Origin of the sequence: Rubripirellula reticaptiva (assembly GCF_007860175.1) — a bacterium.
In the GTDB taxonomy this organism is placed as follows: domain Bacteria; phylum Planctomycetota; class Planctomycetia; order Pirellulales; family Pirellulaceae; genus Rubripirellula; species Rubripirellula reticaptiva.
In genome coordinates this window covers 823,876-843,680 of sequence record NZ_SJPX01000004.1, presented here as the reverse complement: position 1 = coordinate 843,680, position 19,805 = coordinate 823,876, and the positions used below count along the sequence as shown (strand labels likewise).

12 protein-coding genes and 2 tRNA genes are annotated in these 19,805 nt (G+C 54.9%); 8 read left to right on the top strand and 6 right to left on the bottom strand.

What is annotated here, in order from left to right:
* Positions 1–478: 478 nt before the first annotated feature.
* Positions 479–551: transfer RNA gene (locus Poly59_RS20350), tRNA-Ala, on the bottom strand.
* Positions 552–635: 84 nt separating this feature from the next.
* Positions 636–709: transfer RNA gene (locus tag Poly59_RS20345), tRNA-Ile, on the bottom strand.
* 355 nt (positions 710–1,064) lie between these two features.
* On the opposite strand from Poly59_RS20345, the gene Poly59_RS20340 reads away from it, so the two are divergent.
* Together Poly59_RS20340 and Poly59_RS20335 are read left to right on the top strand one after the other, a co-directional pair.
* Positions 1,065–3,032: a redoxin domain-containing protein gene (locus Poly59_RS20340; protein ID WP_246151793.1), complete on the top strand. Its 1,968-nt coding sequence runs from the start codon at positions 1,065–1,067 to the stop codon at positions 3,030–3,032.
* 446 nt (positions 3,033–3,478) lie between these two features.
* Positions 3,479–3,904, top strand: a complete 426-nt coding sequence (locus Poly59_RS20335) for a hypothetical protein (RefSeq protein ID WP_146535904.1) — start codon at positions 3,479–3,481, stop codon at positions 3,902–3,904.
* Here Poly59_RS20335 and Poly59_RS30735 read toward each other — a convergent pair.
* From Poly59_RS30735 to Poly59_RS20320, 3 genes are all read right to left on the bottom strand, one after another.
* Positions 3,828–4,121: a lysyl oxidase family protein gene (locus Poly59_RS30735; RefSeq protein WP_146535903.1), complete on the bottom strand. Its 294-nt coding sequence runs from the start codon at positions 4,119–4,121 to the stop codon at positions 3,828–3,830. The genes Poly59_RS20335 and Poly59_RS30735 overlap by 77 nt on opposite strands.
* Positions 4,122–4,288: 167 nt before the next feature.
* Entirely contained in the window at positions 4,289–5,767 is a 1,479-nt protein-coding gene (gene gnd, locus Poly59_RS20325) for a decarboxylating NADP(+)-dependent phosphogluconate dehydrogenase (RefSeq protein ID WP_146536121.1), read from the bottom strand.
* Between the two features lie 177 nt (positions 5,768–5,944).
* Entirely contained in the window at positions 5,945–6,682 is a 738-nt protein-coding gene (locus Poly59_RS20320; protein ID WP_186776404.1) for a TraX family protein, read from the bottom strand.
* Between the two features lie 440 nt (positions 6,683–7,122).
* On the opposite strand from Poly59_RS20320, the gene Poly59_RS20315 reads away from it, so the two are divergent.
* From Poly59_RS20315 to Poly59_RS20290, 6 genes are all read left to right on the top strand, one after another.
* Positions 7,123–8,547, top strand: coding sequence for a DUF1598 domain-containing protein (locus Poly59_RS20315; RefSeq protein WP_146535901.1), 1,425 nt, complete (start codon positions 7,123–7,125; stop codon positions 8,545–8,547).
* Between the two features lie 216 nt (positions 8,548–8,763).
* Complete coding sequence (locus tag Poly59_RS20310) at positions 8,764–9,504, top strand: arginyltransferase (RefSeq protein WP_246151791.1); 741 nt, start codon at positions 8,764–8,766, stop codon at positions 9,502–9,504.
* Between the two features lie 50 nt (positions 9,505–9,554).
* Positions 9,555–11,066 carry a DUF1598 domain-containing protein gene (locus Poly59_RS20305; RefSeq protein WP_146535899.1) on the top strand — a complete coding sequence of 504 codons (1,512 nt, stop codon included), beginning with the start codon at positions 9,555–9,557 and terminating at the stop codon, positions 11,064–11,066.
* Between the two features lie 213 nt (positions 11,067–11,279).
* A complete protein-coding gene (locus Poly59_RS20300; RefSeq protein ID WP_146535898.1) occupies positions 11,280–11,960 on the top strand; it encodes an OB-fold-containig protein in 681 nt (226 codons plus the stop codon).
* A gap of 74 nt (positions 11,961–12,034) precedes the next feature.
* Complete coding sequence (locus Poly59_RS20295) at positions 12,035–13,999, top strand: flotillin family protein (protein WP_146536120.1); 1,965 nt, start codon at positions 12,035–12,037, stop codon at positions 13,997–13,999.
* Between the two features lie 157 nt (positions 14,000–14,156).
* Positions 14,157–19,325 carry a DNA repair ATPase gene (locus Poly59_RS20290; RefSeq protein WP_146535897.1) on the top strand — a complete coding sequence of 1,723 codons (5,169 nt, stop codon included), beginning with the start codon at positions 14,157–14,159 and terminating at the stop codon, positions 19,323–19,325.
* Between the two features lie 49 nt (positions 19,326–19,374).
* Here the strand turns inward: Poly59_RS20290 and Poly59_RS20285 are convergent, their stop codons facing one another.
* Complete coding sequence (locus Poly59_RS20285; RefSeq protein ID WP_146535896.1) at positions 19,375–19,803, bottom strand: hypothetical protein; 429 nt, start codon at positions 19,801–19,803, stop codon at positions 19,375–19,377.
* Positions 19,804–19,805 lie beyond the last annotated feature (2 nt).

Here is a 19,805-nt window from a genome sequence, read left to right as displayed (position 1 = left end):
TTCCCAAGCCGAACGGTTTCCCGAATCGAACTCGATCCACAAAGCTTCGCAGTTGCTTCTTATTTAGATGCCAACTACCAAACAACCAAATTGTCAAATATCAGTTTTCTGCGTCCGGCTTTTGACCAGGTGAGCAGAAGTCGCTGCTCGAAAACAGCCGGCCAACATCGTCATCAAGCAGATGTCAGCCGGTCGTTTTCTGAGCGAGGGGCGAAGGTTACAGTGGCCAGTTGGCCGCGTCAACCGAGTCTTTGCAAGAAATTAAAATTAGTTTCTCGCGGTCTTCTCGGCGACGGTTTGTTTCCGTCGAGGCGGGGTTTTCGCAAATCTGAGTCTCGGCCGCAAGGGCCAAGAGACAGGTTTTTTAAAAAAACTCGCCAAACTTGTTTGATTCGGTTCGCTTGTTGCACAGGCGACTCAAATCACTTCATTTGCGGCCTGCACTTGCCTCGGCGAACCGAACCAAATGCAAACCAAGTGGAGGTAGACGGACTCGAACCGACGACCCTCTGCTTGCAAAGCAGATGCTCTCCCAACTGAGCTATACCCCCGGGGACTAGGCTAAGGTATTAGGTTTTCGGTTTTAGGGAAAGGCCCTAAATTCCTAATCGCTGACACCTGGAACCATCTTCTAGTGGGCGTACCAGAACTCGAATCTGGGACCTCGTCGTTATCAGCGACGCGCTCTAACCAACTGAGCTATACGCCCGATCCATTTACGCTTGATTCGCAACAGGTTGTGAACCACACGTGATCGGAGCGGCAAAGTTTACGGAAGTTTGTTTCGCTGTAAAGGGAAGCTGGCCTCGAAATTGCATCTTCTTGCCGGTTTTCTTTCCCTCACGACTCAGACGACTGGTTTTTCCCCATCATTTTGACACTCCTTCGATGGGTGAGTTCGTAGGTATCGGCCGATTATCTGTCAGAATCGACATTTTCTTTACGGCCTCGGTTCGGCACAATAGCGGCGATGCCTGACCCGAGCTCCTGCAGGCGACTGATTCGCCGGAGGCTTTGCGGCCGGCGAACCCCTCCCTCCTTTTTGCTGATGGACCTTTCTACTGATGAGATACAACCAGATGACGGATCATTTGTTGTTGAGACGCGTGCTGCGGCGACGCTTCTTAGCACCGCGTTTTGGCACGATTTCTACGATCGCGGGTCTGCTGTTGGCTGCCGTGGCCTCCGGTGAATTGTCGGCAGCAACACCAAGTGCAGCATCGGCGCTAGGGATCCGCCCGATCCAGGAAGGCGTCGACTATGACATCGTTTCGCCAGAAGTCGCCGAGAGATGCACGGTTACGGATATCGACAAAGCAGGCTGGTCAGGCTGGACGGTGTTGTCGCCCGATGGAATGACGCTGCGTCGTTTCGCGGACACCAACGGTGACAAAAAGGTCGACTTGTGGAGCTATTACAAGTTTGGTGTCGAAGTTTATCGCGATATCGACGCTGATTTCAACACAAAGGCGGACCAGTACCGATGGTTGGGGACCGGCGGGACTCGCTGGGGCTTCGACAAAGACGAAGACGGAAAGGTTGATAGCTGGAACCAAATTTCTGCCGAAGAAGTGTCGGCCGAATTGGTCGCCGCGCTGCGAGAATCTGACCCTGCTCGCTTTGCACGACTGCTGATCACCGAGTCTGAACTGAAGTCGCTGGGCCTTGGGGCAGCAAAAACCGAGTCGCTCGCCGCCAAGGCGGACCGTGCGGCGCGAGATTTTGCCGGACTGGCCAAGCGGCAGTCGGCTGTTGGCCCGCAGGCACGCTGGGTTCAGTTCGCGGCCTCGACGCCTGGAATCGTGCCCGAAGGCACCGACGGCTCGACCAAGGACGTCATCGTTTACGAAAACGCCGTGGCGATGTACGAGCAAGACAAGCAAGGCGGCCAGCTGATGGCAGGAACGCTGATCAAAGTTGGTGACGCTTGGCGATTGGTCGAGTTGCCATCGGTAGGCGACGAAGGCGAAGCCATTGCGCAAACGACCGGCAATTTCTTTACGCCTGGTGGCTCGGCAGCAGCGATGGCGGCTGCGTCCGGCGGCATCGGTGAAGCGACCCAGAAACTGGTCAACGCGATGGAAGCCATCGACAGCAAGCTTGCCGAAGCCAGTGACGAAGGCGTGATTGCGAGCTTGAACGAGCAACGGGCCGACGTGATCGAAGACCTAATCGCTAACGCGGATACGCCTGCGATGCGAGATTCCTGGGTTCGCCAACTGGTTGATACGCTTGGCTTGGCGGCGCAAAGCGGAGCCTATCCCGGTGGCACAGCGAGACTTCGCAAAATTTCTCGCCAGTACGGATCCGAAAACGAATCGATCGCTTCCTATGCAGACTATCAAGCCATCAGCAGCGAATACGTGATCCGCCAAACTCCGGAAGCAGACTTTGCCGAAGTGCAAAAGTGGTACCTGGAATCGCTGACCGGATTCGTGGATCGCTATCCGGGCACTCCTGAAACTGCGTCGGCGTACCTGCAACTGGCACTGAGCAAAGAGTTCGAGGACAAGGAAGACGAGGCAATCGCTTTCTACAAGAAGGTCGCAACGGCTTTCCCAGGCACCGACGCGGGCGAAAAGGCAGCCGGCGCAGCTCGCCGTCTTGATTCGGTCGGTCGCCGGATCGAACTGGAAGGCAGTACGATCCAAGGTAAACCGTTCAGCCTGGCTTCGCTGAGAGGCAAGCCGGTCGTGGTCCATTACTGGGCAACTTGGTGCGAGCCGTGCAAGCAAGACATGAAATTACTGCGTCGCTTGCAAGCAAGTTACCAACGCGCGGGACTGCAGTTGGTTGGAGTCAACGTCGACGCCACTGGCCAGTCAGCAGCCGCCTTCTTGACCGAAAACCCGCTGCCCTGGGTGCAACTTTTCGAACCCGGCGGGCTGGAATCAAGCCGCCTGGCAAAGACGCTTGGCGTCCAAACATTGCCAACCATGATGCTGATCGATCCCGACGGAAAGGTGGTTCGCCACAACGTCCGAGCAGCCGAACTGGACGAAGAATTGGCGGCGATGCTGAAGAAAAAGTAGCCGCCGCTCTCCATTGATTTTCGATAACCCCAGCGATCCGCGAGGCAATCCCCGCGGATCGCTTGCGTTACATCGCAAGCTCGATGCTTGAACTTGAGCGATGTACGCGACTTTGACCGCGATAGGTTCTTTCCCCCCATCGCCTTGACGCTCGCAGTTAATAACCCGTGTTTCGTCTAGCGATTGAAAACGGTGCGCGACGGCTCCGGGGCCCCGCAACCATGTCATTTCGGGGAGTGTGGGGCGATTGAATTCCCCCCCCAGTTTTTTTCGTCAGGTGGCTTCATATCCATGCGGTTTCCGATCGCTGCCTCCGCGTTCTACAGGTGGCGATTCCCCCAGACTGGCAAATCAGCGTGCATTGCGACACCGTTGACGCTAATTTTTAGCGTTCCAGATTCGTAAACAGCGATGGACTGGCTGCGGCTTAGAAAGAGAGTGGTGAGATGGCGAAAAACGACAACCTAAAACAGAAACTCAAAGCAGCCGACCGTCGGCGATCGCGACGAACTGCTAGCCAGGCCGATTCGTCGGGCGCGGCGATTGCGTTTTGCGATGACGATTCGGCCTCGACCAACAGCGTCGACGTGACCGGATTGTGCGTGGCCGAGATTTTGAAAATGAACGGCAAGCAATCGTTCCGAGATTCGGAAGTGATCACGGCGATGCGATCATGCCTGAACGCGGGAACGCCAAGCTCGTCCGAGGCTCAGTTGCTGAGCCAGCGTTTGAACGCGATCGGGAAACGCGACGACGTTTCTGAAAAACGATTTCGCGATGCACTGCAAAGCCTGGTCAAGAGTGGCCTGGACCATCGCAACGAAGACAACGATTCGGCATTCGTGCAATTTCTGGCAGTGCTAGCGAGCTAGGGACGCGGCAATGCCGACTACCACGCTCACCTCCACTCGTGCCGACGAGCTTTGCGGTGGCTCGCAACCTGGATAACGAGGGCGCCGTTTCTTGGATATCGTTTTCCGGGTCCGTCGCGATGTGCGAGCAATACTTGCCATCCGAAACGTCCGTGACATCGATCCATTGATTATCTAACAAAGCTGAAAGATGCCGGAGTATCCGGTGCTGATCCATCGGACCTTACCGATCGAGTTACCGCCGCGCCCGCCTTCATCCAGCAAGCGTCTCAGCGACATTTCTTCTGCTAAAAAGACATCGATTCAACCCCGCCCCCAGCCTCGCCCTCCGAAGCGAGAAGCGAGAAGCGGGGTTATGAGACACCCGAGTGCAAAAGAAACCGACTAAGCCTTGGGCTCTTTGCGAAGCTGAATCCACTCGGTGTGGAATGTACCGTCCTTGTCGGTGCGTTGGTAAGTGTGAGCACCGAAGTAGTCGCGTTGAGCCTGCAACAAGTTCGCTGGCAAGCGATCCATGCGGTAACCGTCGTAGTAGCACAAAGCAGTACTGAAAGCCGGCACGGGGATCCCCATGATCGATGCGACAGCAACGACTTTTCGCCACTTCTCTTGCGAGTCCTCGACGGCCTTCTCGAAGAAGTCGGTCATCAACAGGTTTTCAAGGTTGGCATCGGCGTCGAAGGCTTCCTTGATTCGGTCCAAGAACTTCGCTCGGATGATGCAACCGCCACGCCACAGCAATGCCGCCGCGCCGTAATCGAGTCCCCAACCATGTTCGGCCGACGCCGCTTGCAGTTGAACAAACCCTTGGGCGTACGAAACGATCTTCGACGCGTACAAGGCTTGCCGAACCGCTTCGACAAACTCCGCACGATCGCCGACCAATGACTTGGCGATCGCCTGCATTTCAGGATTCGATTTTGCCGAAGGTCCGTTGAGACGCTTGGAAGCGCGGACGCGAGCTTCCTTTTGGGCCGACAATCCACGTGCGAACACGGCGGTGGTGACCAACGTGCTGGGCACGCCAAGGTCGAGCGCTAACTGGCTCATCCACTTGCCGGTGCCCTTGGCGCCGGCAACGTCCAAAATTTTGTCGACCAGGTGATCGCTGCCGCCTTGGTCGTCCTTGACGCTGAAAATGTCGCGAGTGATCTCGATCAGGTAGCTTTGCAAGTCGCCACGATTCCAATCGTCGAACACGTCGTAAAGTTCGTCATTGGTTAGACCGCCTAGTTCGTGAAGCAGTTGATAGGCTTCGCAGATCAACTGCATGTCGCCGTATTCGATGCCGTTGTGAACCATTTTCACATAGTTGCCCGCACCGCCGCTGCCGAGCCATTCACAGCACGGGATGTCGTTGTTGGGGCCAACCTTTGCTGCAATCGACTGGAACATTTCTTTGATGTGCGGCCACGCAGCAGCACTGCCGCCGGGCATCAGGCTGGGCCCCTTCAAGGCGCCTTCTTCGCCACCCGACACACCGCAACCGACGTACAACAACCCGGCAGCTTCGACCTGCTTGGTACGGCGTTCGGTGTTTTGATATTGTTCGTTGCCTCCATCAATGATGATGTCACCCGGTTCACAGAACGGCAGCAATTGTTCGATCAGCGCGTCAACGGCGGGGCCAGCCTTGACCAACATCATCAACTTACGCGGACGGGCAACCGCTTTGACGAATTCTTCGATCGTGTGGGTGCCAACAAAGTTCTTGCCTTTGGCACGCCCAGCCATCAACGCGTCGACCTTTTCGGTCGTGCGGTTGTAAACGGCGACTTTATAGCCACGACTTTCGACATTCAGAGCCAGGTTTTCGCCCATCACGGCGAGTCCAATCAGGCCAAAATCGCAGTCACCACTCATATCAGCTTTCTTCATTCAAAAGAGGTCCAGATGTATCCGAGGCCGATTCTAGGCTATCCGCACGATTGGGAAAGACCCGGCCCAGCCCCCGGGCATCTCCGATGCACCTCAGGGCAGCCCTGGCAAGCCGGGCCCAAGAAGCGGAACTTACGTCACCCGCCACCAAATCGCCCGAGACTACATCTGCGAAATCAGCATGATCGCGTAGTACTGCACCACGTAAGCAGTCAGTGGATACTGGCCAATGCGATCGAGCCCTGGAATGTGTTTTGCCGGAAACCGTGACCCGAGATCGACTAACAACGTCGCCGGCAAGATAAAGAGGCATAGTTTGTGATTGACGCCGGCTGGCTGAAGTTCGTGTATCCAGAAGGCTCCGGATGACAAAATCAGGCCCGATGCGATCGCGGCGGCGATACCAAAGCGACGAAGAATCATCCCCTGAGCGACAAAACTGACGACGATCGTTGGCGGAAAATCGAACCATGTCACCAACGGATCCCAAGGATACGCGAACAAGAGAACGGCAAATCCCACAAAAAACGGGCCAGTCGCCTTGAACAACAGAGCCGCCAAGACCAGGCAACCGAGGATCTCGATACTGTGATAATGCGGGTAAAACACAAGGTTTGCCATCACGGCCGCGACAACGACCTCACCTAACCGGCGGTACTTGAACCGTGACTGAAGGATGAAGAAATAACCCATCAGCACACAGAACAACGGCATCGCAAGCCGAGTGCTTAAGCGCAGGTAGGAATCTTGAATCCGGATGTCCATCAAAAGTCCGGCTACGTGATCGACCACCATCAAGACGATCGCGAATCCGCGCAGCGTGTCCAGAAAGACATTTCGCTGACTCGCCCCAGCAGCGACAGCCCCCGAGCCAGAGGGGACCGGGACTGCAGAGGACAAAACAGGGCTTTGCTTTCGTTTCGTTTTCCGATGCTTCGCCATGGAACTCCGGGCCTCAAATCGTTCTCGCTTGCGTACCCAAGTTTGTTTTTGAAACCGTGCGGGAACATTTCACGAAGAAAAACGACCGATTTCGGGTCGTTTGCAAAATTCAGGATCGTCCGGTTTGCAGGGGTCAGACCGGTCGGGGGGGAAGCGAACCGGGCAACGAGCTCACTTTGCAAGCCAGATCTGCCTCTGCGCAGCTACCACTTGTAGGGAAGATCGGCTTGATCGTGCTGAATCGTACAGCTTTCTGCTATCGCAGCAGCGAAGGGACGTTTTTTTGTTGAGAGGAACGCGCAGGTTAACTACACTTCCCTCAGGCTCATTTCTCGCTTTGCCGTTGCTTTGGTAAAAGCTTCCACTGGCTAATTCGCTGCCTCTCGGCAGGATAATCCATGAATCTCTTCAAACGATATCGCTTCTACACCCAAGCCGTTTGCTTGCCAATTGCCATGGTCACCATGGCAATGCTCGCGTCCCAAGCGACTGCGAACAACAACGGTGGCAACGGTCAAACCACTGCCTTGATCGGTCAACCGATCGCAGGGATCGATGTCGATGCAGGCGGCGTTCTGCGAGTCAAGCAGTTCGACGCTCGTGTCGCAGCCCAACGATTGGCCGCAGCCAGAGCCAAACTTGGCGCCGGCGAAGCCAACGTGATGGTCCCCAGCAAGCTGCGAAAAATCTCGCTCAACCGCTTGGAAACTGCGATCGCCGACCGAATCGCAAATGGGCAAAACATCGAAGAAGAAATGCAGGCACTCGCCGGCCTAACCGCTGTCGAATACGTCTTCTATTACCCCGATACTCAAGACATCGTGATTGCGGGCCCCGCCGAAGGCTTCTTTGCCGATCCTACCGACCGCTTGATCGGCATGGAAACCGGCCGTCCAGTCGTGCTGCTCGAAGACATGGTGACCGCTCTGCGAGCCTATGCCCCGGGCAACAAAGCCACATCCGTGATTAGTGTCTCCATCGACCCGACTGCCGAAGGACTGCAAGCGATGCAGAATTTCTTGGCATCGGTTCGCGGCCGAGTTCAGCCCAGCGACGCCCAAAGATTGGCAGCCGGACTGAAGAACAACCTTGGTCTGCAAACGGTTACGTTCAAAGGCATCCCGACCGATACTCACTTCGCTCGCGTTTTGGTCGAAGCCGACTATCGAATGAAGTTGATCGGCATCGGACTAGAAAAACTGCCCGTCCGCGTGCAAAGCTACATCGATCGTGCCAGCCCGGCCAGTGTTGCGGCGAACGCGATGGAACGTTGGTACTTTCAACCCAACTATGACGGCGTCGCGGTCAGCGAAGATGGCTTGGCGATGAAGATCCAAGAACGTGGCGTTCAACTGGTCGGTGCGAACGAACGAGTCGCCGCTGGCGGACAACGAGTCAAAGGCGGACGCGCCAACGCGGCTAGCCAAGCGTTCTGTAACGATTTCACAAAGCACTTCAACTTGATCGCATCGCGAGTGCGGATCTACGGCGAACTACGTCAACTGATCGATGTTGCGATCGCAGCGGCCTACATCCAAGAACAGGACTTTTATGGTCAAGCGTCATGGGACGCCGCCGTGTTGATGGACGAATCAAAGGTTTCCGTCGAAACCTACACTTCGCCAGAACAAGTCGAGACGGCCGTCAACGCGGTCTGGAAGGGCAACACCCTGATGACTCCACTCGGTGGCGGAGTCCAAATGCAACCGCGAATTGCTTTGTCCAAAAAGAACATCAAAGTTGACACGAGCGGCGAAAATAACCAAGCAAAACAGTCGGCCGGTCCTGCTGACCTTGCCGCTGGACAGTGGTGGTGGGACTGATCGTGGTGGGCTGAATTCGTGGTGGGCTGAATTCAAGGCTCTCCACTCTTGATCTAGAACGCATCAAGCGAGCGTGTCGGTTCATCCGGCGCGCTCGCTTTCGTTTTGCGCGAACCTAAAAATGCTCGCTTTCGGATTACCAAGTCGGGTAGGATGGAAAACGATAGGTCGGGGCATCTTCTCGCACGATCTCAAGCCATCTTTGGTGCTGTGCCGGTGAGTCATCCCGAAAGTCCCCTTCGAACCTCACAAGCGACCTGCCGATTGGTCGTCGTTCAAGATCAACTGCAACCGTGCCCTTATCTGGACAGCACCGTTGCTCGGATGCCGCTTCGGCTGCCCTTGGGTGTGGTAACTCCTGCGATCACTGACGAACTGCTAGCCAACGGCTTTCGCCGCAGCGGTGACCTTGTCTATCGAACGCAGTGTCCGGAATGTACCGAGTGCAAGCCGACTCGCATCGAAGTCGACAAGTTCAAACTGACATCATCGATGCGGCGAGTGATTAATCGCGGATCGCGAGAACTGACGTGCCATTGGAACCCACCCTCGGTCGATGACGGGCGAGTCGCGTTGTTCAACAAGCATCGCCACCTGCGCGAATTGGGAGCCGATACAGAACTCATTTCGAAAGACTCGTACCGATCATTTTTAGTCGACTCGTGTTGCGACACTCGCGAGCTTGCCATTTGCTTGGACGACAAATTGATCGCAGTCGCAATCGTCGACGCAGGGCAAAGCAGCGTCTCGGCGGTGTACACGTACTTTGATCCCGATGCCAGTCGATTCAGTTTAGGAACGTTTGCGATTCTGAAACAAATCGAATGGGCTAAGCAAACCGAACGCCGTTATGTCTACCTAGGCATGTACGTGTCAGCGAATGCCCATCTGAACTATAAAGCTCGCTTCGCTCCCCAACAGCGTTACCAAGACGACGTCTGGGTGGATCAATCATAGTGAGATCACACCGATCAACTGGACCAATAACATCGGCCAAGGAAACGTTCATGAAGTCGCTCCTGATCTGTCTCTGCCTAGCGTGTTTGACGAGCTTGCCGTCGGCCGTCGCCCAGGACTCGCGATCGGAAAGTTCTGCCATCGAGTCGGCGGATCCGATCCTGGCACCAGGCGGTGCATCGTTCGCCAACTTTGATTCACTGATCGAGTTGATCCAAACGACGGTGGTGCCCGACACGTGGGACACCCTGGGCGGTCCAAGTTCGATGAACGAGTACGCGCAAGGCATTTATGTCGACGCCAAAGGTACCGTCCGAGTTTGCGAAACAGCGGCATCGGCCGACAATGCCGCCAACCTGAAATCAATGCTGTTATCGCCACCCAAAAACGCAGCCGCGATGGGCGACTGGCAAGCAGCGTCATCCCTGCGATGCGTATCGCTGCGCCGCTTGCTCAACGAAACAAGCCAGCGCCGCGCCAATGGCACCGCAATATCAGCACCGATGAATTACTTGGCCGGTCTATCGGAAGTCCAATACGTTTTCATCGACGCCGAACACGACGACATTGTGATTGCCGGACCGGTCGGCGGCATCGAAACGATCGACGGAATTCCTCGCGACCGCGAATCGATGCGTGGCACGCTACGTTTGGACTTCTTGCAAGCTTGCTTGGCATCGACATTCTCTGGCCTCCCGTTCGGATGCACGATCGATCCGACCACCGAAGGGCTGCAGCGATCGGCGGCGGTCGCTGCTAGCGTTCAATCCGACAAACTGCCGATCGGCAAAGCGGCCGGTGCGTTGGCCGAAGCCCTCGGCACTCAGCGTGTCGAAGTATTTGGCACGGCGGGCGATACTCCGATGGCTTACTTGATGGTTCATGCCGATCGTCACATGAAAGAACTCGCGCTCGGCAAACACGCCATGCCTCGCGGCGCGATGAACTACTTGGACGTCACCGCCGCCACGATTGATCGCGGCATGCCCACCGACTTGCTGCTTCGACTCTGGTTCACCGCGTCACCACGAACGGCTCGGGCAGACAAAGATCACACCGTTTTTGAAATTACAGGCAGCCCCATTCGATTGTCGGGCGAGAACGAGCGAGCGATGGCCAGCGGAGCACGTGGAAACCTAGCCACGGATTTCCGAACCGAGATGTTTGTCGCCGATTTCAACAAGAATTTTCACAACATTCGCAGCCAGTATCCGGTCTATGGATCGCTCGAAGCGATCTACCAGACGGCATCGGTCGCTGAACTGCTGCGACGTTTCGCGGATGCAGACAGCCTAAAAACACTGATCGAACAATTCGCTCATTCCGCTTCGTCGACCAACACCTGGATGCAAACGCCAACGCAAATCGAATCGATCGCCGTGCTGCACAAAATTCGGCATGGTCGCTCGATCCACAACCTGCTGATCGCCAGCGGCGGGGTAGCGGTCAACGGGCCAGCGACTCTTGCGTCGACCGTCGCGGACTATCCAAGCTTGGCGTCGCTTTCGACGATTCCTGAATCTCGTCCTCGCGTCATCCAAGACTGGTGGTGGGACCGGTAACAGCGATCTTTCGTCAATTCTCTTGATGGACGCGCACCTGCCAACGGAACCGTTCTCTGCAACGAAACCAGACAAATTCGACCGACGGGGCGTTAAAGCAGGAATATTGAGAACAAAATTCTAAAAATCCGAGGCGAACCGCGCCCCAACCATGAGTCGCCCGAGCCTTGCTATTAAGCTGACAGGCTCCCCTCTTTGAGGCTACTCGTGATCGTGTCTGAATCTCTTCTAGAACTAGCTGACCGTATGTTCGTGGGCCCTGTCTGGCCCGCGTCGATTCTGGTTGGCTTACTGGTCATTTACACGCTGCTTGCCTTGATCGGCATGATCGATCTTGGCATGGACCTGCCCGACCTGGATCTTGACGTTGATGTCGATGTCCCGGACGCCGGTGGAGTCGATGTCGATGCTGATTTTCTTCACGGTCTCGGCGCGACAACTATCCGCTGGACCAACATTGCTCGTGTTCCCGTGATCTTGTGGGGTGGCATCTTTGCAGTCGTGTTCTGGTCGCTTTCGTACGGACTCTGGCACGCCTTCGACGTCGCTCGATATCAACCGAACTGGATCCCCAGCATGATGCTTTCGATTCGCAACTTTGTGATCGCAGTCGGCATCACCAAAGCCGCAACTCAGCCGCTGGTTGGATACTTCGTCGACCCTCCGACCTACGATCAAACTCGGTTGATCGGCGCGACATGCGAAATCAGCACCTCCGAGGCGACACCTGAATTTGGCCAAGCCAAGTTTCGCACCAACGCCGCACCTCTGCTTTTGAACATACGAACGGATGGACCGCACATCGCCCGCGGCACGGAAGTTCGGATTGTCAGTTACGACCCCAAGACTCGCATCTACAAAGTCACTCATCTTCCTACGGAGACCCAATCGTGACACCATTTTCGCAACTCGCCGCCGTCAATTTTTTGTCGGGCGGATGGATCACTCTCTACATCGTTCTGATTGCAATGTTAGCGCTGCTGCTAACGTTCAAAAAGTACTTCATCGTTGTCGGTCCTGACAAAGCAATCGTCAAATCGGGACTCGGCGGCTTGGACGTGACCACCGCTGGTGGCAAGTTCATTGTACCGTTGTTTCACCGGTACGAGTTCATGGACTTGACCCTGAAAAGCTTTGAAATTGGGCGTCAGGGCCGTGAAGGATTGATCTGTAAGGACAACATCCGTGCCGACATCAAAGTCGCCTTCTTCATTCGCGTCGACAACAGCGACGAAGAGATGAAAGAAGTCGCCCAGTCGATCGGTGCCCGTCGATGCAGCGAACTTGAAACACTGCGTGAACTGTTCGACGCCAAATTCAGTGAAGCACTTAAAACGGTTGGCAAACAATTCGACTTTGTCGATCTGTACGACCAACGTGACAAGTTCAAAGAAGAGATTCTGAAAGTCATCGGCACCGATCTGAACGGCTACCGTTTGGACGACGCGGCGATTGACTACTTGGAACAAACTCCGCTTGACCTGCTATCGCCGACCAACATTTTGGACGCCGAAGGTATCAAGAAGATCACCGAATTGACGTCGAACGAAAAGGTCAAAGAAAACCAATTCACTCGCGACAAAGAAAAGACGCTTAAGAAGCAAGACGTCGAAGCAGAAGAAACCATCCTGGCCCTTGAACGTCAACGCGTCGAAGCTGTCGAGAAACAGAAACGCGAAATCGCCGAAATCACTGCACGTGAACATGCTGCGGCTGCCAAAGTCCAAGAAGAACAGCGACTCGAAGCCGAACGAGCACGAATCAACACCGAAGAAGAACTCGGCGTGGCAGAAGAAAACAAATCTCGCCAAGTCTTGGTCGCGATGCGGAACAAGGAAAAGACTGACGCGGTTGAACTGGAACGTGTCAATCGTGACCGTGATTTGGAAATGACTGAACGTCTGCGTCTTGTGGGCGTCGCCGAGATTGAAAAAGAAAAAGCGATTGAAGTCGAAAAACGTAATATCCAAGAAGTCATTCGCGAACGGGTCGCTATCGAGCGCACCGTGGTCGAAGAACAGGAACGCATCAAAGACACCGAAGACATCGCCAAAGCCGACCGTTTGAAAAAGGTCCAAGTCACGGCTGCAGAAATGAAGGCCGAAGAAGAATTGATCCGCGTCACGACGGCCGCACGAGCCGAAAAAGACTCGGCAACTTTATTGGCCGAAAAGATTCGCATCGATGCCGAAGCTCGCCGCGATGCAGCCGAAAAGGATACCGAAGGTGCCAAGATGCTTGCCGATGGCACGATGGCGACTCAAGCAGCCGCCGGACTGGCCGAAGCAAAGGTCACCGAGGCCAAAGCTGTCGCGCTCGAGAAACAAGGCTTGGCCGAAGCCAACGTCGAACTGGAAAAGTACCGCAGCGAAGCAGTCGGCATCACCGAGAAGGCCGAAGCGATGAAGCAACTCGACAGCGTCGGCAAAGACCACGAAGAGTTCAAACTGCGTCTGGAAAAAGAAAAGTCCGTCGAGATTGCTGCCATCGATGCCCAACGCGGCATCGCAGAAAGCCAAGCCGGTGTGGTCGGCGATGCACTGCGAAGTGCTCGAATCGACATTGTCGGTGGTGACGGAGAATTCTTTGAACAGATCACCAGCGCCGTCAAAGGTGGCAAAGCCATCGACCGCTTTGTTTACAACAGCAAGGTTGCCACGGACATCAAGGACACCTTCTTTGACGGCAACGCCGATTACTTCAGCGAGCAACTGGGTTCGCTGGTCAAACAATTCAACTTGGATACCGACGGAGTGAAAGACTTATCGATCGCCGCGTTGATCGCCAAGATGATGGGAATGAGCAAGACGGACGACGTCAAAACTCAGCTCACCAGCCTGCTAAGCATGGCGGGAACGGCAAACGTTGCCGACCAAAAAGCCGGTCGTCTACTTGCACAAGCCAAGACGCCAAAGAGCAACGGCAAAAGCTAATCGCTAGGCCGCATAGCGGCTGCAAAGAACAGCCAGGGGCGTCAGCCCCTGGCATCACCTTGCGTTTATTCCGTTTCGTTAACCAGGGGTTAGGCCTGGTTGTTTCATGCCGTCGCACCACGATCCAATGCGGCCGCCGCTTCGCGGAGCCAAGCATATGACAGATACCCAACTTGCTGCCGGTACATACGAAGTCCTTCGCAATCGTCTTCGCGAAGCGTCGACGGAGCTTCGCACTCGGTTAAACCAACTGAACGCTGATCGCGCCGAAGTATTTGGAAACATCGAAACCGCGTTGATCGCGACCGAACGAGTCACCACTGAACACAACTGCGTGCCGCGCGATATTGTCTCGATCGGCGACGAGTTTTTGTTCGGATACAACGTTCAGTTCGGGTTGAAATCGGACATCGAATTGGCCGATGTATTTGCGGTCTACGAACTTCGTGATCACCAGTTCCACGAAGCCACACTCGACGTGATTGGCGACGACCGTTTCAACAATGACTTCCACGAACTGTACAGGTTTTACAAAGATACTCGCTTCGCCCGCTTCTTTCGAATCGGACCTATGCTGCACATGGTTTTCCAAGTGGGGAAAACCGAACGTGATATCAAATCGTTCAAATGGCGAGTCACACCGGACACGATCGAATACATCGACAACCGCAGCGATCACGAAGTCAAGGATCCACCTCAGCACGAATTTCGTTGGACTCGCACGACGAGAGACCAACACCACTACGGTGCGCACCCCCACATTTCGATCGATGATCGCGTGTTCGTCGAAACGGTCGGCGGCGACTTGACGGTCAAGGTCGAAAACAACACCAATTCCGGACAAGGAATTTACGCAGAACCTGTCGACCATGCGGACCAAACTCTCGACGATGCCGAGATCTACTACGCGATCGTCGGCAATTTGGTCCTGCTGAAAATCAAACCGTACCAGGAAGAAACGTTTCGATATCTAGTCTTCAACGGCAAGCTTGGCCGAGCGATGCGTTTGGACGAAATCGCCAACGCGTGCGTCATGCTTCCCGGCGATCACGGAATCATTTTCTCGGGTGGTTACTACCTTCAAACCGGCGAATTCAAGCGATTCGACCACGGATTGTCGGACATGCGTTACCAACGCACGATTGCGGCCCCCAATGGCGAAGACTACCTGTATCTGTTCTACAACCGCCAATCGGGAACCTACGTCCAACTACGTTACAACCTGATTCGCCAGAGCGTCGAGACACCGATGGTGTCAAGCGGCCAAACGTTCTTCCAGCGTGGCGAAATGATCGTTTTCCGTAACCAGGACGAACCGCAAAAACATCACGCGATTCAAATTTGGCAAACACCGTTTACCGACACCAGCTACGAACCGGAAAACCAAGCTGATTCGCTGCTGTTTAAAATCGGCAACAAAGACATTGTCCGTGGCATGGCCGAATGTCATGAACTGCTGCAGTTGATCGATAAGGACGATTCGTACGAGGGCCTGTACGTCGACTTGGGCAAAAAAGCCTCCGACGTACTGGACAGCTATTTTTGGATCGATAAAGAAGAAACAGGCCGGTTGGGCGAACCGCTGCAAAAGATTCGCCAAGCAGCCGGCGCAGCGGTCGAAGAATTTGAAAAAGTTGTTCGAGTTCGCCGCGATACGACCAACCGTACCAAAGAAGTCCAAAACGCTGTCGATGCCTTGGTCAAGTCGATCGAACGTGGTCGATTCGAATCAATCGATGACTTCGTTGACTCGCTAGCGGCGCTGCGTGAACAACGTGGGCATGCACTGGGTCTGAAAGAGCTTCGGTATGTCGACGAAGCGATCGTCGAAGAACTGGAAAAGCAAACCGCAGAACGATCCGAACGACTCAGTCGACGCTGTGTCGACTTTCTGCTAACGCCGGGATCGCTGGATTCTTACGTCAATCGAGTTTCGGCGTCGGGCGAAAAGGTCACCGAGGTCAAAACGGTTTCCGACGCGAAGAAACTTGGTGAAGAGATCGACCAAGCCGGCTCGCACTTGGAATTGCTAACCGAAACGGTTAGCAACTTGAAGATCGAAGACACGACCAAACGCACCGAGATCATCGACTCGATTGGTAACGTGTTTGCCTCGCTCAATCGAGTACGAAGTTCATTGAAGGCTCGCGTCGGCGAACTAGTCAGCGTTGAAGGAAAAGCAGAGTTTGCATCGCAACTGAAATTGCTGGAACAAACCGTTTCGGGCTATCTCGACGTCAGCGACTCGCCAACGAAGTGTGACGAGTACTTGACCAAAGTGATGGTGCAACTGGAGGAATTGGAAGGCCGCTTTGCCGAGTTTGACGATTTCATTGTTGAACTGGCTCAGCGACGCGACGACGTTTACGCGGCGTTCGAGTCTCGTAAAGTTCAACTGATCGAAAAACGCAATCGCCGAGCCGAATCACTCGCTTCTGCGGCTGGCCGAATCTTAAAGGGAATTGATTCTCGAGTCGGCAAGATGAAGTCGACCGACGAAATCGCCGCCTACTTTGCTGGCGACCTGATGGTCGAAAAGGTGCGGGACATCATCGACCAGCTTGGCGAACTTGACGACGCCATCCGTGTCGAAGACCTACAGAGTCGGATGAAAACGATTCGCGAAGACGCGACTCGTCAATTGAAAGATCGCCAAGACCTGTACGAAGACGGCGGCGACATCATTCGCCTGGGGAAACAACGTTTCGCTGTCAACACTCAGCCGCTTGACCTAACGACGGTGCTGCGCGGCGGCGAAATATGCTTGCACTTGACCGGCACCCAGTTTTTCGAACCGCTTCACGACGCAGACCTCGCGGCCGCAAAGGATCTGTGGAATCAGGAACTGATCAGTGAAAACGCAGAAGTCTACCGAGCCGAATATTTGGCGGTCGACTTATTCGAAAATGGCGAAACCGAACTCGGCCAAGCCATGTCGGGCCGCTACGACGAAGGTTACGCAAAGGGCGTGCATGATTCGGACGCGGCGGCAATCTTGGCGGCGCTGGTCGAGATGGATCGCGAGATCGGCTTGCTACGGCATTCACCGTCGGTTCGTGCGGCGGCTCAGTTGTGGTTCACAAAACTGGTTTCGGCGAAAGATCGAACGGCAATGGTCGACTGGATCGGTGGCTTTGCCAAACTTGCCATCGCTTATCCCAACGCGAAGCCGGCCGCGGAATTCCGTAGTCGCTTGATGGAAATGGTCGATGCCGATCAACCTACATGGGGGCCATTGTTTGGATCGCAGGTCACACCGCTTCGAATCGCCGCATATTTGTTTGACGAGTTAACGCACGCACCGAAAAAGCCTGTCGCAAGCGAACGTGCGGCAAATTTGTTTGAATCGTTCTCGGAAAAATCATCCGCCACACTCGAAAAGATTGCTGACCCGGCAAGATCGTTCGTACTTGCTCGTAACTGGGCGGACGCTTTTTTAGAAAAACACGAGGATGATGACGAAGCGGATCCCGCGACCGGGTATCGCGACGAACTTGCCTGGATTTTGGTGTCCGGCGGAGTGTCGGCGATGAAAGTCGTAAACGCCTCGGTCGCTCGAACTCTTGACGCAGTGGTGGGCAGTCACCGCCGAATTGTGTCGACCAAGATGCCTGTCCATTATCATGAACTGCTTGATCGCGTGCGCAGGTATCGCGCCGACGTCGTACCCCGCTTCCGCAGACTGCATGAAACGAAGACGCGTTTGGTCGATTCGGCTCGGGAAGAAATGCGGCTGGAAGAATTCAAGCCTCGCGTACTAACTTCGTTCGTCCGAAACCGATTGCTCGACGAAGTCTATTTGCCACTGATTGGCGATAATCTCGCCAAGCAAATGGGTGCCGCTGGCGAAGATAAACGAACGGACCGGATGGGGCTGCTGTTGCTGATTTCGCCGCCGGGCTATGGCAAAACGACGCTGATGGAATACGTGGCCAATCGGCTGGGGATCGTGTTCATGAAGATCAACGGACCGGCGATCGGTCACGGCGTGACGTCACTCGATCCCGCCGAGGCCCCCAACGCCGCCGCGCGCGAAGAGATCGAACGCCTGAACCTAGCCCTCGAAATGGGCGACAACGTGATGCTGTACTTGGACGATATCCAGCACACTCACCCCGAACTGTTGCAGAAGTTCATTTCCCTTTGTGACGCGACTCGAAAAATCGAAGGCGTTCGCAATGGCAAGACTCGAACCTACGACTTGCGTGGCCGGCGAGTGGCGGTCGTGATGGCAGGCAACCCTTACACCGAATCGGGCGACCGCTTTCAAGTCCCCGACATGCTGTCCAACCGAGCCGACGTGTATAACCTTGGCGAGATCATCGGCGAGTCGGCCGAAGCTTTCGAGATGAGTTATCTGGAAAACTGCCTGACCAACAACACCGTCCTTGCTCCGCTGTCGACGGCAGCTCCCGAGGACGCGCGGGCGATTATTTTGGCGGCTGGGCGAGATTCGCTTGAAGGCATCGAGTTGAAAGGCAATCTGGCGATGGACCAAGTTCGCGAGATGTTTGAGGTGATGCGAAAGCTGCTTCGAATTCGTGATGTGGTTCTCAAGGTCAACCGAACGTACATCAAATCGGCTGCGCAGGCTGATTCGTACCGAACCGAACCGCCATTCAAGCTGCAAGGCAGTTACCGAAACATGAACCGGATGGCCGAGAAGGTCGCCAGCGTGATGAACGATCGCGAACTACAATCTTTGATCGTTAGCGCCTATGAACAGGATGCGCAAACGTTGACGACGGACAACGAAGCGAACGTGTTGAAGTTCAAAGAGTTGATGGGAATTTTGTCGGTCGAAGAAAAAGAACGCTGGGATGCGATCAAGTATGCCTTCGTCGAGAGCGTGCGAATGCAGGGAATGGATAGCGAAGACCAAGCCGGCCAGTTGATGCGTCAGCTTGCCTCGATGCGTGACGGCCTCGAATCGATCCGCCAAGTGATTTCGAAAGCGATCGTCGCGCGAGACAACGGTGCCGAAGACCGCATGGATGCGCGGATCGATTCAGTGCGACAAAGTCTCTCCAGCACCGGGACTCAGTTGGCCCAGACACTTGCGACGACTGGCAAACAGCTTGAAAGAATCAGCGAACAGCAAGCTCTTGCACCACCCGAACAAAAAGTTCTGGTCCAGTACAAGGTTCCGCGTGAAATGGCAGAACTAATCAAGGGCCAATTCCACTTGATGCAAGAATGGCTACGACCGTTATTGTCCGAATCGATCGACAATGGGCGGGATCTTGATCGGTTGGCAAAGCAACTTGAATCGATGATCGCATCCTACGAGAAAGTCGAAGACACGCTCGACGGCGAGGTTCAGTAACCGGCAAGTTCCGTCTTCAAAGTAGCGGGATCAGAGCCCAGCCACGGTCCTAGGCGAACATTCGTCGACGGACCATCCCGAGTGTTGACATTTGTTTTTTGTCAAAAGCGATTCGCTTCTTTGCTTGAGCAAACGCGTCATCGAGATGCCCACTGCTTAGAAACATCGTCGCAGGATGTTCAAGCGAGGCAGCTTCGGCGATCGTTTCTAACAGAATTCGCGAGCGGCCTTTGATACGATGGACGCGGCAAAGTTCGTGCAGCATGCCCAGGGGAGTGTTGACGATCGCTGGCGGACGATCAGCAAAGCGATATGCCAGCCCAGCAACCATGGCAATCACGACAGGAACCAGCACATACCATCCGCTCCAGATGCCGGACGGTGCAACTTCTTCGCGATAGTTCAGACTAACGTCCGACATTTTCGTTTCGGCCAACAACGACAACATGCTGCCCGATAGGTATTGAAGATTTATCATGT

Bases quoted from the DNA above. Each gene is read 5' to 3' on its own strand.
- Poly59_RS20340 (WP_246151793.1), top strand. From the start codon at position 1,065: ATGAGATACAACCAGATGACGGATCATTTGTTGTTGAGACGCGTGCTG.
- Poly59_RS20335 (WP_146535904.1), top strand. From the start codon at position 3,479: ATGGCGAAAAACGACAACCTAAAACAGAAACTCAAAGCAGCCGACCGT.
- Poly59_RS30735 (WP_146535903.1), bottom strand. From the start codon at position 4,121: ATGGATCAGCACCGGATACTCCGGCATCTTTCAGCTTTGTTAGATAAT.
- gnd (WP_146536121.1), bottom strand. From the start codon at position 5,767: ATGAGTGGTGACTGCGATTTTGGCCTGATTGGACTCGCCGTGATGGGC.
- Poly59_RS20315 (WP_146535901.1), top strand. From the start codon at position 7,123: ATGAATCTCTTCAAACGATATCGCTTCTACACCCAAGCCGTTTGCTTG.
- Poly59_RS20305 (WP_146535899.1), top strand. From the start codon at position 9,555: ATGAAGTCGCTCCTGATCTGTCTCTGCCTAGCGTGTTTGACGAGCTTG.
- Poly59_RS20295 (WP_146536120.1), top strand. From the start codon at position 12,035: ATGTTAGCGCTGCTGCTAACGTTCAAAAAGTACTTCATCGTTGTCGGT.
- Poly59_RS20290 (WP_146535897.1), top strand. From the start codon at position 14,157: ATGACAGATACCCAACTTGCTGCCGGTACATACGAAGTCCTTCGCAAT.
- Poly59_RS20285 (WP_146535896.1), bottom strand. From the start codon at position 19,803: ATGATAAATCTTCAATACCTATCGGGCAGCATGTTGTCGTTGTTGGCC.